This window comes from Acetobacterium wieringae, from assembly GCF_001766835.1.
Classification (GTDB): domain Bacteria; phylum Bacillota; class Clostridia; order Eubacteriales; family Eubacteriaceae; genus Acetobacterium; species Acetobacterium wieringae.
Genome location: NZ_LKEU01000017.1, coordinates 16,123 through 31,916, shown reverse-complemented (window position 1 = coordinate 31,916; position 15,794 = coordinate 16,123). Strand labels below are relative to the sequence as shown.

Genomic DNA, 15,794 nt, shown 5'->3' with positions numbered 1-15,794 from the left:
GCCTGTTATGATACGATTGAATAAACGAATGCCGACAACATGAATAAAACACCTGAGATTTTGGTTGCTTTTTCTAAAACACCCTCAAATCCCTTGGCTTTTTTCTTTCCAAATAAGGTCTCAGCACCACCTGCGATGGCTCCTGACATCCCGGCTGTTTTTCCTGGCGACAACAGTATTGCTGCAATCAGAACCAAGCTGGAAATCAGTAAAACGACCAGTAAAGCTTCTTTCATTAGTATCACCTCCGTAAATAATCGTGCACGTTATAATATCATAACCAAAAAACATTTTCAATCATAAAAAAAGTCCCAATCGAGACTTTTCCTATGTAAACGGTCACAGTTTTTGCATTTTTGCTTTATTTTTCCTTAATCAGGGTTTCTCCGGTCATTTGGGCCGGTTTAGCCAGCCCCATCAGATCCAGTAGCGTCGGGGCCACATCTGCCAGACGACCGTCGTCTCGCAAGGCAACATCGCCATCACCCAGTAGAATACACTTAACCTGGTTGGAGGTATGGGCCGTAAACGGCATGTGGGTTTCGTAGTCGATCATTTTTTCGGCATTGCCGTGATCGGCAGTGACGATCACCTTCCCCCCTTTTGCCAGAATCGCATCGATGACTTTTTTGGCACAGGCATCCACCACTTCCACTGCCTTTTCGGCCGCTTCAAAAATGCCAGTATGTCCGACCATGTCGGCATTGGCAAAGTTAAGAATCATCAACTGATACTTCTCGCTTTCAACGGCCGCTACAGCTTTATCGGCTACCTCATAGGCACTCATCTCCGGCTGCAGATCATAGGTGGCTACGTGCGGGGACGGTACCAGAATCCGGTCTTCCAGCGGATATTGTTTTTCCAGACCGCCATTGAAGAAATAGGTGACATGGGCGTATTTTTCGGTTTCGGCAATACGCAGTTGGGAAATACCCAGATTACTGAGATATTCGCCGAGGGTATTGTCAATCGTCACCGGTTTATAAGCAATTGCGACATTTTCAAAAGACTTATCGTATTGGGTCATAGTCACATAATAAAGCCCCAGATAGCCGGTTTTACGCTCAAATTCCTTAAACTCCGGATCGATGAAAGCCCGGGTCAATTCTCTGGCCCGGTCAGGGCGGAAATTAAAGAAGATGATGTTATCATTGGCCTTAATGGTTTTATCTTCGGCCGTGTCAATAATCGTCGGCAGCACAAACTCGTCAGTTATCTTGGCAGCATAGGTTTCTTCCATGACTTGGACAGCTGAGGCGGCATGGTTGCCAGTACCCACGGTCATGGCATCATAGGCTTTTTCGACCCGATCCCAGCGATTGTCCCGATCCATGGCATAGTAACGACCCATGATGGTGGCAATTTTGCCGACTCCCAATTCAGCCATCTTGGCTTCCAATGACTTGACATGGCCCAGGCCACTGTCAGGAGCCGTATCCCGGCCATCCATCAGACAGTGAACATAAACCCGATCTAATCCCTGTTTTTTGGCCAGATTCAATAAGGCGTAGAGATGACATTCATGACTGTGCACCCCACCATCAGACAACAGGCCCATCAGGTGTAGGGCTCCACCCTTTTGTTTGGCCGATTTAATCCCGGCCAGAAACGCTTCATTGGTAAAAAAATCGCCATCTTCGATGGACTTGGTAATCCGAGTCAATTCCTGATACACGATCCGGCCAGCACCCAGGTTTAAATGACCGACTTCAGAATTACCCATCTGACCTTCGGGCAGACCAACGCCAAGGCCACTGGCAGTGATGAGGGTATGCGGGCAGTCCCGGGAGATAGTGTCAAGAAACGGAGTTTGGGCCTGTTCAACAGCATTGCCCTCGGTACATCTGGTAAAACCGTAGCCATCCAGAATAATCAGGGCCGTTAAATTTTTATTCATATGATCACACCTTTCGGTTGAAATATTTTATCTCCATAAAAAACTGACATCAAAGCGATCATTGTTCACTTCCGTTCGTTTGAAATTTCATCGACGTTTCGGGCGATCAATGATCGCCCCTACGAAATAATGCATGACGTTTGAGTATCAGTTAAGCATCGCAATAAATTTTTAGTTAGTCGAGGCGATTAGTAATCGCCCGCACCACGCAATTGATTTAAAACTAAAACTTCACAATCTCCGAGAAAGTCGGTTTAAGGGAGGCACCGCCAACCAGAGCGCCGTCGATGTTGTCCATGGCCATCAAGTCTTTGATGTTTTCGGGATTAACGGAACCGCCGTACTGAATCCGGACTTTTTGGGCAGCGTCTTCGCCAAACATTTTGGCAATCGTCTTTCGAACCCATCCGCAGGCTTCGTTAGCTTCTTCCTTGCTGGCTGTTTTACCGGTGCCGATGGCCCAGATTGGTTCATAGGCAACTACCACCTTGGTGATGTCGTCAATGCCTTTGAGTCCGGCTTCCATCTGACCGACCACCTTGGCTTCCGCTTTGCCGCTCTCCCGTTCTTCCAGGGTTTCACCACAGCAGACAATTGGGGTAATCCCCAGGCTCAGAGCTTTAATGGCTTTTTTATTAACGGTTTCGTCCGTTTCGTTAAAATATTCCCGCCGTTCTGAGTGGCCAATCAAAACATATTTAACGCCGATGGCCTTTAGCATCTCACCAGAAACTTCCCCCGTATAAGCACCACTTTTTTCAAAGTGCATGTTTTGAGCGCCAATGCCAACGTTGGAATCCTTAGCCAGTTCCACCGCTTTTTGCAGACCCAGATAGGTGGGACAAAAAACCACCTCCGCTTCGGCCCCGGCCACCAATGGCAACAGGGTATTCATCAATTTTTCGGTTTCGAAACTATCATTATTCATTTTCCAGTTTCCGGCAATAATTGGTTTTCGCATTTTAGTCTCCTTATTTATCCTGTAAGATTTCAATTCCGGGCAGTTTTTTACCTTCCAGGAATTCCAGTGAAGCACCACCCCCGGTAGAAATATGGCTCATGCCCTCTTCATAGCCAAGGATTTTTACTGCTGCTGCGGAATCACCACCGCCGATAATGGTAATCGCATCAGAATCAGACATCGCTTTGGCAACAGCTTCGGTTCCTTTGGCAAAGGCCGCCATTTCAAATACCCCCATGGGGCCGTTCCAGATCACAGTTTTAGCGCCCAGAATTGCTTTTGTAAAGCTAGCCGCCGTTACCGGGCCAATATCCAGTCCCATCGAACCGGCCGGGATGGCATTGATATCCACTACCACAAAAGGCGCATCAGCCGCAAAGGCTTCAGCTGCGACCACATCCACCGGCAGTAACAGGTTGACGCCTTTGGCTTTGGCTTTTGCCACCAACTCGTTTGCCAGCTCCAACTTATCTTCTTCCAGCAGCGACTTGCCAATTTCATAGCCTTGAGCTTTCAGGAAGGTAAAGGCCATGCCGCCACCAATAATCAGGGTATCAACCTTTTCCAGCAGATTGTTAATGACTCCGATTTTGTCAGAAACCTTTGACCCACCAAGAATCGCCACAAAGGGCCGTTCCGGGTTTTCCAGAGCTTTTCCCATAAAATCCAGTTCTTTCTGAATCAGAAAACCCGAAACGCCCGGTAAAAACTCTGCGATCCCAACTGTTGAAGCATGCGCCCGGTGAGCCGTTCCGAAGGCATCATTGACAAAGACATCCCCCAGGTCGGCCAGTTCTTTAGAGAAGCCCTGATCGTTCTTCTCTTCTTCTGCTCGGAAACGGGTATTTTGCAGCAATAACACCTCACCGGGTTTCAGTCCCGCTGCGGCGGCAACCGTTACCGAACCGGTTACTGCGCCGTCATCATTGAAGATAACCGGTTTTTTTAGTAATTCCGACAGTTTCTTAGCAACCGGTTCCAACGAATATTTGGGATTTGGCTGATTTTTGGGGCGACCCATGTGAGACATTAAAATCAATGAAGCACCCTGTTCCAAAATATAATTAATCGTAGGTAAGGCGGCAGTGATCCGGGTTTCATCAGTGATGATGCCGTTTTCATCCAATGGCACATTGAAGTCCGCCCGCATTAGTACTTTTTTTCCTTTTAAATCGATATCAGATACGGTTTTTTTACTCATCTTTTTATCCTCTCGGTTTTTCATTTGCTTTATAAACAATTTCAGAAGCAGTTGCAATGGTTTTGCAAAAGCTTCTGAAAAGTTTTTCGAATGATATTTTTTATACTCAGTTCAGCTGATTAGAATTTTGTGGCAACATATTCTGCCAAACGGATTAACTGGGCAGTATAAGACATTTCATTATCGTACCAGGCAATGATCTTAACCTGTTGTTTTCCACCTTCGACATTCATTACCCGGGTTAAGGTTGCATCAAAAAGAGAACCATATGACATTCCGATAATGTCAGTAGAAACCACTTGTTCTTCGTTATAACCCATGGTTTCATTGGCGGCTGCCTTGACTGCCGCGTTAATTTCATCGGCGGTCACGTCTTTTTCCAGCACACAGGTCAGGTCAACCAGCGAGCCAGTGATGACTGGTACCCGTAATGCAAATCCATCCAGTTTGCCGTTTAAGGCTGGTAATACCTTGCCAACTGCGGCTGCAGCTCCAGTGGAAGTTGGAACGATATTTTGCGCAGCGGTACGGCCACGTCGTAAATCTTTATGTGGTGCATCCAGGGTTGCCTGGTCATTGGTATAGGCATGAACAGTGGTCATTAAACCGCTAACTAAACCAAAACTGTCATTTAATACCTTGGCTACCGGTGCTAAACAGTTGGTGGTACAGGAAGCCCCACTGATTACTGTTTCGGTACCATCGAGAATATTTTCATTAACATTGAAAACAATGGTTTTAACATCGCCTTTGGCTGGTGCAGAAATAATGACTTTTTTAGCGCCAGCTTTGATGTGTTTGCCAGCTCCATCTTTATCGGTGAAGAAGCCAGTTGATTCGATGACAACATCGACACCAATGGTGCCCCATGGTAAGTTTTCAGGATCTCTTTCAGCAAAGATTTTGATGACTTTTCCATCAACCACCATGGTATCATCTTTTACTTCGATGGCATCCTGCTTGAATTTTCCCTGGGCGCTATCATATTTTAATAGGTACGCTAAGGTTTTTGCGTCGGTTAAATCATTGATAGCCACAACATCAAACGCCGGGTTATCTGCCATTAATCGGAATGCTAAACGACCAATTCTTCCAAAACCATTAATTGCTACTTTTACAGACATTTTATCTGCCTCCTTAAAATAATGTTTACTGAATATATACTCAGTCAGACACCCGCTATTTTGTATCTGACATGGTTTGCAGTTTTCTTAAAATCTCTCTGGCTGCGCTTTCATCCGTGATCAGAACCATGTTTTCCCGAATCCGACTGACTGCAATAATCGCCTCGGCCTTGGTGACCCCACCGGCTACCGCAATGGCATGGGGTATTTTTTTAAAATTATCGGTGCCAATGCCAATGGTGCTGGATGGCGAAATAACCTGACCGTTAATGTCAAAGTAGTGACCAAAAGCTTCAGCTACAGCGCCCTGTTCCAGAATTTTTCGTTTTTCTGCTGTTGACAAATTTCGCCAGTCAGCCAGAACATCTGCACGTCCCAAACCAAAGATGAAAATATCAATGTTATCCATCTTATTAAATACCCTTTTTATTTCCGGATAATCTTTTAATGCTTCCAGTAATCGCTGGTCGATGTTATCCGGCAAATGAAGCAGCTCGTAATTGGAATGTAATTTGAGGCCCATTTCAGCCACCACATTATTTGCCTGGGTGGAGTGGCTTTTTCCGATCCCACCCCGAGCTGGGATGACATATACATCAGGATAAAAGGCTTCCCGCATTTCATCAGCTACCGCCGCTGTACAGCTGCCGCCAGTTAATGCCAGGGTGTCTTTGTACTTCATCACCGATAACACATATTTTGCCCCGGACCGTCCCATAAATCGCAACACTTCATAGTTCATATCCATATCGCCGGGACAAATAATCACCCGTTTGAGATGGAGTCGATCCATTAGTTCCTTTTCCAGCTGTTCCAGACCATTATAGGTATAAAGCAGGCACTTCAGCTGGATCAAGGCTTCGTTGCCAGCATCAGTGATGACAACACCCTGTCGTTCCACCGAAACCAGCTTCTGGGTTTGGAAAAAATCGATCTCATTACGAACCTGACGCTCACTCATATCCAGAACAAATGCAAGATTTCTCCGTCCGATGGGCTGCTCACTGCTAATGGTTGACAAAATATTGTAACGCATTTCAATGAGACGATTCACTTCCGGAGCGACCAACTGTTGAAGTTCAATGACTTCCTTACTGATTTTTAATTGATTTGACACAGAATCACCCTTCTTTCGGATACATGCTCACTTTTGTCCCACTGGGACAAAATCATTATACCCCATTTTAAATTTAAAAACAAGTTAAAAAAAACCAAAAACTAAAAAGATAATCCCAAACCCAATTTTACGAAAACTGCAGGCATTTGTTAGTGATTTATCGGTAATTAGTTTTTGGTTATCAATCTACCGGTATTCTTTTCGTTTGGAGGATGGTTGGATCAAAAGCGCTTCCCGATATTTGGCAACGGTTCGCCTGGCCACATCCAGGTTTTTAGCCTGTAGTAATTCTGATATTCGCTGATCACTCAGGGGTTTTTTCTTATCTTCCTGATCAATCAGCTCTTGAATCAATCGTTTGATTGCATCGGAGGATCGGTCTTCCTCACCCTGTGAGTATCCCCGTTTAAAGAAAAACTTAAGCGCATAGGTGCCTTTCGGTGTTTGAATATACTTTCCGCGAATTGCCCGACTGACTGTCGACTCATGAACTTCAATGGTTTCAGCGATTGTCTTAAGGGTCAGTGGCCTTAAATCACCCACACCTTCAAAGAAAAATCCCCGCTGGGATTCGGCGATGGCGGTAATCACTTTTTTTATCGTATCCCGCCGCTGTTCAATGCTTTTAATTAAAAAAGCCGCACTATCGAGCTTTTTTTCCAGATAAAGCTTGGTTTCATCATTTTTATCCGAATTTTTCAGGAGTCCTTTATAATAATTATTGATCCGCAGTCGGGGTGCTGACACATCATTGACCTTCACCACCAACTCATCATTGACAATTTCGATGCTCCCATCGGGAATGACGTACGAGACCCGCTCCGAACAGGAGAACTCCCGGCCGGGCTTTGGTTCCAGGGTTTTGATCACTTCTTTGAATTCATAGACATCCTCAATTGTTAAGCCAGTCTCCTGAGCAATCCGCTTAAATTGGTTATCAGCCAGATCAATTAAATGGTTTTTGACAATGTCCATGAACACTTCATCATCATCATACCCCATTTGACGCAATTGAATCAGCAAACACTCTTTTATGTCCCGACATCCCACCCCACTGGGATCAAATCCTTGAATAACGGCAATCATTTTTGAGATTGGCTCTTCAGCAACTTCCAGAATGTTTTTTACATAGTCCAGGTCGATGAGCAGGTAACCGTTATCATCGATGCAGTCAATCAAATATTCACCAATCTGTTTTTCTTCTTCACTAAAGTCCTTTTCCTGCATGGTAAATTGAAAATGTAGATATTCGTTAAGGGTTTTTTCCTGGGACGTAAATTTTTCAAACCCATACTCATCATCATTGTCAGCAATCGGCTGAAGCTGACCCCGGTAATCAGCATTTTCCATACTATGAAAATACTCATCCCACTGGATTTCCTCCTTGGGCGGCGGCTCTGGATTTGGTTCTTCTTTAACCAAATCGCCTTTTAGTGGTCCGCCATCCTCGTTAATTGGTACCACTTCTTTAATGGACACTTCATTAAATTCCAATACCGGGTTCTCCATGATTTCGGTTTCGATCAAACCATTGAGTTCCATAGCTGTCAGCTGCAAAATCTCAATGGACTGACGCATCTCCTGGGTCATAATCAGTTTTTGGGTTTGGGTAATATTTAAATCAAATTTGATATTCATTTTTCACCTGTTAACTAATATTTCTTATTAAATTAAACAATCGTCTTCCGGGCGATTACGAATCGCCCCTACGAAATAATGCAATACGTGTGCCTGGTTTGATATACCAGTACTTCGATTTGTAGGGGCGATCATTGATCGCCCGGAATCTATGACTATAGCCGACTTTTTTTTGGTGGGCAGACCCGTTCGTTCACTTGAAATGGCATCAAAGCGCCTGCATCAAAAAAAGACTAACTTTCGTTAGTCCTAATCATATCACAATTTACTTGCGTTCTTCAATGTATTTGATCACATTTACAGCGGCAATGGCCCCATCAGCCGTAGCGGTAACCACTTGTCGCAGCGATTTTCGGCGAATGTCACCGGCGGCAAAGATGCCCGGAATGTTGGTATGCATTTCATCATCAGCAATCAGGTAGTCCCGGGCATCCCGTTCCAGCTGGCCCACAAACGCCTCTGAATTTGGCTTTTGACCAACAAAAACGAAAACGCCGTCAATGGGTACGTCAGTGCACTCACCGGAGACCACATTTTTAACGATAATGCTTTCAACCTGTCCGTTGCCTTTGATTTCCTCCACGACGCAGCTGAGCATCATCGATATTTTTTCATTCTCTCTAATCCGCTGCTGCAAAATTTTAGCACCCCGTAGCTCATCCCGGCGATGAATAATAATAATTTCACTGGCAAATTTTGTCAGGTATAAGGCTTCTTCCAGAGCTGTATCACCGCCACCGATGACTGCGACCTTTAATCCTTTGAAAAAGTTAGCATCACAGGTGGCACAATAGGAGACCCCCATCCCGCGGAGTTCCCGTTCTCCTTTGCAGCCAATCAGCTTGGGTTCTGCTCCGGTTGCCATGATGATGGTCTGGGTTTCCAGATTACCGGCATCGGTTTTTACAATAAACCCCGAGACTGTTTGCTCAAAGCGGAGATAGGTTCGGGTGGCAAACTCCACCCCGAATTCTTCACACTGCTGGCGCATCCGCTCAGTCAGACCGGGGCCGGTACTGTCCGGGGGAGAGCCCGGATAATTTTCAATTTCCCAGCTGGTGGCAATCTGTCCGCCAATGCCACCCTTTTCAATAATCAGAACCTTTAGTGCCCCCCGGGCAGCGTAGATCCCAGCTGCTAAACCGGCTGGTCCGGCGCCCACGATGATTGTATCATATTGCATCTTTACACCTCTTCATCTTTATGTTGCCCCGATAATCAGGGTTCTTCATTCATAATTTTACTGGTGGTGATAAATTCTTCCATCTGTTTTTCGTTCTCTTTGACGATTTCTTTTTTATACTCATCATATCGATTTTCTTTAACGATCTCAAGTGATCGGGTTTCCAATTTCAAGTTCTTTACCACTTCAATCTGAACATCAATTTTTTCGGTAATTTCATCAATTCTTTTCTCAACAATTTGAATCTGTTCTTTGAGGAAGGACATGTAGTGAAGATAAACCTGACAAGCTGTGGCGGTAATCGATGCGGCCATATCCCGTTCATAATTTTTTCTGCTTTTCTCCAACTGATCTTCCAGATCCAGTTGTTTATCCATCTCTTCACTTAATTGTCTGGTCAACCCACCCAATATCATCATTTCGTTTTCTAGATTTTGATCTTTGTAGGAAAGCAGCTTTCCTAAATGGAATTGAAATTTTTTCATAAGACGGCCTTCTTCATGGCTTCAATGCTGTCATCATAGAAACACTTTTCATCAACTTTTTGTTGTAGAAACTTATTAATGCCACCAATTTTCTTAATGGCAATGTCAAGCGACGGATTGGTTCCACTTTTATAGGCACCAATGCTGACCAGATCGTAGTTGGTATCATACACCGACATCATATTCCGCATGGAAGACGCTGCTTCCATCTGATCTTTACTAACGATGTTGGACATCAACCGGCTGACGCTGTTGAGCACGTCGATGGCCGGATAGTGATTTCTGGCGGCAATCTTACGGGAGAGGACGATGTGCCCATCTATAATCCCCCGGACAGTATCAGCTACCGGTTCGTTCATATCATCACCTTCAACCAATACGGTATAAATACCGGTGATCGAGCCGGTTTCAAAATTCCCGCTGCGCTCCAGAAGTTTTGGCATCATCGCATAGATGGACGGCGTATAACCCCGGGCTACCGGCGGTTCTCCGGTGGCCAGACCGATTTCCCGCTGCGCCATCGCAAAACGGGTCAGCGAATCCATCATCAGCAAAACATCATTACCCTGATCCTTAAAGTACTCGGCAATGGTCGTGGCTGTCAGGGCACATTTCATTCGCTGCATCGGTGGCTGATCCGACGTCGCCACCACGATCACTGACCGTTCCAGACCGGCCTGACCCAGATCATTTTCCAGAAACTGCCGAACCTCCCGGCCTCGCTCACCTACCAGGGCGATGACATTGACCTGGGCTTTAACGTTACGGGCAATCATTCCCATCAGGGTACTTTTACCGACGCCGCTACCGGCAAAAATTCCCATTCTCTGTCCCTTACCAATCGTTAATAGACCATCGATCGCCTTCACCCCAAATTCCAGGATATCGTCGATACATGGTCGTGAAAAGGGATTTGCACCAGTGCTGTTAATATCATAGGGCATCGTATCGTCAATGGGGCCACCCCCATCGATGGGTTCCCCCATGGCATTGACAACCCGACCAATCATACTATCTGACACACCAATCTTCAGGGACGATCCGGTCGGTTCCACAATATTTCCAAAACTGATTCCTTCTGGTTCTTCATAGGGCATCAGCAATACTTTATTGCCGCGAAACCCGACCACCTCCGCTAAAATATAGCGGTCGGCATTCTGATCGAAGATTTTACATAAATCACCAATGCTGCACTCCGGGCCCACCGATTCAATCATCATTCCCACAACTTTTTCAATTTTGCCAAAATAATGATAGGTTTCTGCCCGTTGAATGGCTTTGCAAATCTCAGATTTATTCATTTTTGCCTCCAGTTACGAACTCTGTTCGATGGCTTTCTCCAATTGCTCTAATTGTACCGGCAGACTCATATCAATGACCGAATCATTGGTTTCCACCATGATCTTATCCTCATCCTTTAGGATGATCACTTTAGACTTTTTAGCCAGCTTCTTTAATTTTTCTGACATTTCTTTGTTTATATGGAGATCAAGGGTTTTCTGGTTTTCCGATAAATAGATTTTTAAATCCTCTTCATCGCCATGAATCACCTCATCAAAGAATTTTAAAAACAGATCCCGGTCTTCCTGAACCTGATGTTTCATAATTTTTTTGGCGATTTCAAAAGCGATATCCAGCAACTCCTGTTCCTGATTGGCTAACGCCTGCTGTCTTTCATTGCTGATCACTTCCAGCAACTGATTGATCTCCTGGAGCTTGTTGTCAATTTCGGTGGCGGCCTGGGTCATGCCTTCGTGAAGCCCTTCTTTTAAGCCAGCCTGAAAGCCCTCCTGGCTACCATCCCGAAATCCTTCTTCATGCCCTGTTGCATAGCCCTGGGAAAACCCTTCCTGATAACCGGTTTCCTGCGATTTTTCCTTAATCTCCTGGCTAGCCCGAATGGCTTCTTTCATCAGTTCATTGGCGGCGTGCATGGCTTCGACACTGTCATCATGGTCAATTTTACTTTCAGCGGTTTCGGGGTTTAAAACCGGTTGACCTTCGCTACTCTTTTCTGCTTCCGGTTGAACTGTCATTGGTATCACCACTGGGGCAGTTGTTTGAGATACCCATTTCGCTTTTACAATACTAGACAATGATCTCGTCCTTTCCACCCTTCGATGTTACGATTTCGCCTTCTTCTTCCAGTCGTCTGATCACCGAAACGATCTTCTGTTGGGCTTCTTCCACGTCACGAACCCGTACATTATGGAGGAATTCCATTTCACTCTTGACGGTTTCACCCATTCGCTGGGACATGTTGGCAAAAATTACATCTGCAACTCCCTTATTCGCCCCCTTAAGAGCAACGGACATTTCTTTGGTGTCGACTTCCTGCAGGAAGCGTTGAATCGACATTGAATCGAGAATGACAATATCTTCGAATACAAACATCCGCTTTCTGATTTCTTCAGACAGTTTGGCATCATTTTTACTGAGTTCATCAAAGATGTATTTTTCTGTACCACGATCAATATTGTTCATAATTTCAGCAATATAGTTGATACCGCCAACTTCCAGTAAATCGAAAGATACCACTGATTCAAATTTACGCTCAAGAATGGTTTCAACTTGTCTGATAATCTCCGGTGAGGTTCGATCCATCCGGGCAATCCGCTCCACCACTTCAACCCGAATACTCTTGGGCAGCTCAGAGATAATCGCCGAGGCCTGATCCGCCCGGGCATAGGATAACACTAACGCAATGGTTTGCGGATGCTCATTCATGATCATATTCATCAGGTTTTTATAGTCAGCCTTGCGGATAAACTCAAAGGCCTTGGTACGCAGGGTTTTGGTCACCCGCTCTAACAGAGCACTCCCCTGTTGAACACCAAAAGCCTTTTCCAGTACACTCCGGGCATACGTTATCCCGCCTTCAATATAGACCTTCTGGGCGACACAAAGACCATAAAACTCGTCAATAACCTGATCTGCCACCTCTGGCGGAACACTTTCCTGCCGGGTAATCTCATAGGTTAAGATTTCTATTTCATCTTCCTGTAAGTGTTTATAAATGCTGGAAGCAATATCGGCTCCCAGGGAAATAACCACCTGGGCTGCTTTTTGTCTTGGTGTTAGGGTAACGTCCATATTTGTCAACATCCTTCATTTATATGAATCTATTCGCTTTCATTCTTCAGCCACGATTTAAACAACTGCGCCGCAATTTCTGGATTTGTGGTGGCAAACTCTTTGATCTTTTCCTTTTTATCATCTTTAAGTGGATGGATTGGCTCAATTGGTTCCGTTTTGTCTGCTGCCAGCGCACCAAATAAATCATCTGTTTCGGTATCTTCACCGGTCGCAAAGGCATCTTCGATGTCTTTGCCTCGTTTGCCCCGTTTCTTTTTCTTTTCTTTGCCATCGCCCTTTTTCTTTTTGCCTCTGGTCAGCACAAACAACAGCACCAGTAACAGCAGCAATACCCCAGCGCCAATTCCACCAAACACCAGCAATCGCTCTGTGGTAAGAACCGGTTCTGCTACGGGTTCTTCCTCGGCCTGGGCAAATTCAAAGTTCCGCACGGTAACGCTTTGCGGGGTTACTCCAGCAGCAAAGGCTACCAGTTGCACCAGATTCTCCCGGGCTACCGGAGTCATTGCCGGATCGTTGATGGCAATCCCAATCGACACGGTTTCGATGGCCGGATCCAATTTTTCGGTTTGAGTAATTTCCTGACTCACCGAATAAGTGGTATTTTCATTGATTCCGGTAACGACCCCACCGTTGGTCAGAGCATTCTGGGCATAGGTGGTGACATCGGTATTCCCGGTGGTTCCGGCAACACCGCCAACCGTGCCATCTTCGTTGGCAATCGCCATGCTGGACGATTCCTGATTGATCACCCCAGAATTATCACCATCCGGCGACGGGGTGTAAACAGTCGCCTCCTGCTTAACGGCGTCGGTATTAAGGGTCGCCGTTACGGATACCTTAAACTGGGAAGGATCATAGGGGCCATCCAAAACGTTATTGACTTTTTGGGTCAGATCATTTTCAATCGCTTTGGTCAGCTTCATCTTGGACTCGCCACCATTGGAAGCTGTCAAACTATTAGTCAAATCATTGCCTTCACCATCGGTAAGGGCAATATTATCCTTTGTCAACCCAGCTACTGATTTAGCCACCAGGTTCTGGATTCCTGCGATCTGCTCTTTTGTCAGGGTTGCTCCGGTTTCTAAATGAATAATAACTGATGCGGTGGTTGCTTCGGTTTCCTGTAAATAAAAAACATTTTCCACTGGTACCGAAATCGTGACAATGGCATCTTTAACTCCGTCCAGGGTTTTAATACTGGCACCAATCCGCTCCTGAAGCTGCATGTTTTCGTATTGCTTACGCTCATAGTCGGTGGACAGCATACTGCTGTTGTCTTGAATGACGTAGTAACTCAATCCGTCTTTGGGATAGCCCGCCGTGGCCAGCTCCATACGAACCTGAGCCTCGTCTTCTTTTGGCACCATGATATTGCCACTGGCATCCAGCTTGACGTCCGCCTCCATCTCTGTCAGGGCGGCCATAATTTCAGTTGTTTCGGCCTGAGTCAGGTCTTCAAAAAGCGGCACGTACTCCTTGTAATTGAGCAGCGCAGTCAGTCCGATGGACGCCAATAAGACCAGCACAACCCCGCCAATCAACAAAATCTTGACTTTCTTGGATGTTCCGGTCCATAGGTTTTTAATTTTCTCTAAGTAGCCCTTAATCTTCTCATTCATCGTCTTTATTTATCCATCCAAAATAGTTTATGTCAATCCCGATTATTAAATCCGTGCATACAAAGAGGGGATACTGAACATCAAATAAAATTCTCCGATCGGCATCCTCCACCAGGTTTAAAAGGTATTTCTTCAAGTTCAAGTTTACAAGCCGGTATTCATAACTGTCTGGTATGCTTCCAACACTTTATTGCGGAGTTGAACCATGGTTTGCAGGGCTACATCCGCCTTTGCGGTGTTAATCATCATGGTGTGCATATCATCCATGTTACCAATGGAAAGATTGTAAGCATCAACCTTGGTGACGGCTTCAGTTTCTTCCACATTGTTAATTACATCATTTAAAATATTCTGAAAATCGCCAGCTACTCCGGTTTCTGAGGCTGTAGTTGTACTTGCAGCAGGGTTACCAGTAACCGAACCAATACCAGTTGTGCCCATAATTGAGGTCATTGGAACTATAAACATATTTTCCTCCTTTTATCGGCCAATTTCCAGGGCCTTTAAAACAATTGACTTGGTCGCATTAAAGGCCGTCACATTGGCTTCATAAGCCCGACTGGCGCCCATGGCATCCGTCATTTCCTGGGCGGTATTCACATTGGGATACATAACGTAGCCCTGGGCATTGGCATCGGGATGGGTGGGATCATAAACCGGTACCAAGGCTGATTCGTCTTCGATAACAGCCTCAACCTGAACGCCATCTTTTTGAACCACGCCAGTTGCTGTTTTTAAGGCATCCTGAAAGGTTCCGGTACTGACACTACTCAGCACGGTCATTTTTCGGCGATAGGGGCCACCAGCTTCGGTTCTGGTTACCTGGGCATTAGCAATATTCTGAGAAATAATATCCAGCCGATATTTTTGCGCCGTCATTCCTGAGCCGGAAATATTAAAAGTACTTAAGAAACTCATTATTATTTTCCTCCGTTAACCGCATATTTTAATCGGGAATAGGAGTCTGAGACTCCCCGAACCAGATAATAATACTGCAACACCGACTTGGACATATCAATATTTTCTGATTCCAGATCGACGTTATTTTCATCCAGACGACTGGAAGTCGCACCTTCATAGACGCTGATTTTTGAATTTTCGATGGACTCAATGCTTTCCATCTTGTCAAGAAAAGCGGTGGAACTTCCAGTGGTCTTCAGCTTATTGATTTCAGCCTTTAATGAATCCTCAAAGTTGACTTTTACCGCTTTATAGCCCGGTGTTTCAGAGTTGGCAATGTTATTGCTGGTAGCCTTTTGTCGTTGCCAGGTGCCATCCAAAGCTTTTTGATATAAGGCTGAGGTTATTGAATCACCAATCATCATGGCCTCCTTGTGTGCCGGTTTGATCACCAGCTGTATTTTCAAAATTATCTTGACTGATTGTTTTATTTAAAACTATTTTCGCATATGCTGCTACTAAATCGCAAATTACAATACTATCGTACTGTAACATGATACCATAATTTAC

The 15,794-nt window shown here is 45.2% G+C and carries 16 protein-coding genes; all 16 read right to left on the bottom strand.

The window, feature by feature from the left end; genetic code table 11:
• Positions 1–5: 5 nt before the first annotated feature.
• Complete coding sequence (gene secG / locus ACWI_RS04090) at positions 6–236, bottom strand: preprotein translocase subunit SecG (protein WP_070370159.1); 231 nt, start codon at positions 234–236, stop codon at positions 6–8.
• 125 nt (positions 237–361) lie between these two features.
• Positions 362–1,897: a 2,3-bisphosphoglycerate-independent phosphoglycerate mutase gene (gene gpmI / locus ACWI_RS04085; protein WP_070370158.1), complete on the bottom strand. Its 1,536-nt coding sequence runs from the start codon at positions 1,895–1,897 to the stop codon at positions 362–364.
• 223 nt (positions 1,898–2,120) lie between these two features.
• Positions 2,121–2,858, bottom strand: coding sequence for a triose-phosphate isomerase (tpiA, locus tag ACWI_RS04080; RefSeq protein ID WP_070370157.1), 738 nt, complete (start codon positions 2,856–2,858; stop codon positions 2,121–2,123).
• 10 nt (positions 2,859–2,868) lie between these two features.
• Positions 2,869–4,059, bottom strand: a complete 1,191-nt coding sequence (locus ACWI_RS04075) for a phosphoglycerate kinase (protein WP_070370156.1) — start codon at positions 4,057–4,059, stop codon at positions 2,869–2,871.
• A 119-nt stretch (positions 4,060–4,178) separates the two neighbouring features.
• A complete protein-coding gene (gene gap / locus ACWI_RS04070) occupies positions 4,179–5,183 on the bottom strand; it encodes a type I glyceraldehyde-3-phosphate dehydrogenase (RefSeq protein WP_070370155.1) in 1,005 nt (334 codons plus the stop codon).
• Positions 5,184–5,238: 55 nt separating this feature from the next.
• Positions 5,239–6,300 carry a sugar-binding transcriptional regulator gene (locus ACWI_RS04065; protein WP_084633486.1) on the bottom strand — a complete coding sequence of 354 codons (1,062 nt, stop codon included), beginning with the start codon at positions 6,298–6,300 and terminating at the stop codon, positions 5,239–5,241.
• A gap of 186 nt (positions 6,301–6,486) precedes the next feature.
• Positions 6,487–7,938 carry an RNA polymerase factor sigma-54 gene (gene rpoN / locus ACWI_RS04060; RefSeq protein WP_070370154.1) on the bottom strand — a complete coding sequence of 484 codons (1,452 nt, stop codon included), beginning with the start codon at positions 7,936–7,938 and terminating at the stop codon, positions 6,487–6,489.
• Between the two features lie 265 nt (positions 7,939–8,203).
• Positions 8,204–9,121 (bottom strand): thioredoxin-disulfide reductase, encoded by a 918-nt coding sequence (gene trxB / locus ACWI_RS04055; protein WP_070370153.1) that lies wholly within the window; start codon positions 9,119–9,121, stop codon positions 8,204–8,206.
• 35 nt (positions 9,122–9,156) lie between these two features.
• On the bottom strand, positions 9,157–9,606 hold the full coding sequence (locus tag ACWI_RS04050) for a flagellar FliJ family protein (RefSeq protein ID WP_070370152.1): 450 nt from the start codon (positions 9,604–9,606) through the stop codon (positions 9,157–9,159).
• Positions 9,603–10,907 (bottom strand): flagellar protein export ATPase FliI, encoded by a 1,305-nt coding sequence (gene fliI / locus ACWI_RS04045; protein WP_070370151.1) that lies wholly within the window; start codon positions 10,905–10,907, stop codon positions 9,603–9,605. Before fliI ends, ACWI_RS04050 begins: the two co-directional genes overlap by 4 nt.
• A 12-nt stretch (positions 10,908–10,919) precedes the next feature.
• Positions 10,920–11,702 (bottom strand): FliH/SctL family protein, encoded by a 783-nt coding sequence (locus ACWI_RS04040; RefSeq protein WP_139142312.1) that lies wholly within the window; start codon positions 11,700–11,702, stop codon positions 10,920–10,922.
• A complete protein-coding gene (gene fliG / locus ACWI_RS04035) occupies positions 11,695–12,699 on the bottom strand; it encodes a flagellar motor switch protein FliG (protein ID WP_070370149.1) in 1,005 nt (334 codons plus the stop codon). Before fliG ends, ACWI_RS04040 begins: the two co-directional genes overlap by 8 nt.
• 29 nt (positions 12,700–12,728) lie before the next feature.
• Positions 12,729–14,324 carry a flagellar basal-body MS-ring/collar protein FliF gene (gene fliF, locus ACWI_RS04030; protein WP_070370148.1) on the bottom strand — a complete coding sequence of 532 codons (1,596 nt, stop codon included), beginning with the start codon at positions 14,322–14,324 and terminating at the stop codon, positions 12,729–12,731.
• Positions 14,325–14,468: 144 nt separating this feature from the next.
• On the bottom strand, positions 14,469–14,792 hold the full coding sequence (gene fliE / locus ACWI_RS04025) for a flagellar hook-basal body complex protein FliE (protein ID WP_084633485.1): 324 nt from the start codon (positions 14,790–14,792) through the stop codon (positions 14,469–14,471).
• A 12-nt stretch (positions 14,793–14,804) separates the two neighbouring features.
• Positions 14,805–15,242 (bottom strand): flagellar basal body rod protein FlgC, encoded by a 438-nt coding sequence (flgC, locus tag ACWI_RS04020; protein WP_070370147.1) that lies wholly within the window; start codon positions 15,240–15,242, stop codon positions 14,805–14,807.
• Positions 15,243–15,244: 2 nt separating this feature from the next.
• Positions 15,245–15,649: a flagellar basal body rod protein FlgB gene (gene flgB / locus ACWI_RS04015; protein ID WP_084633484.1), complete on the bottom strand. Its 405-nt coding sequence runs from the start codon at positions 15,647–15,649 to the stop codon at positions 15,245–15,247.
• Between the last annotated feature and the right edge of the window lie 145 nt (positions 15,650–15,794).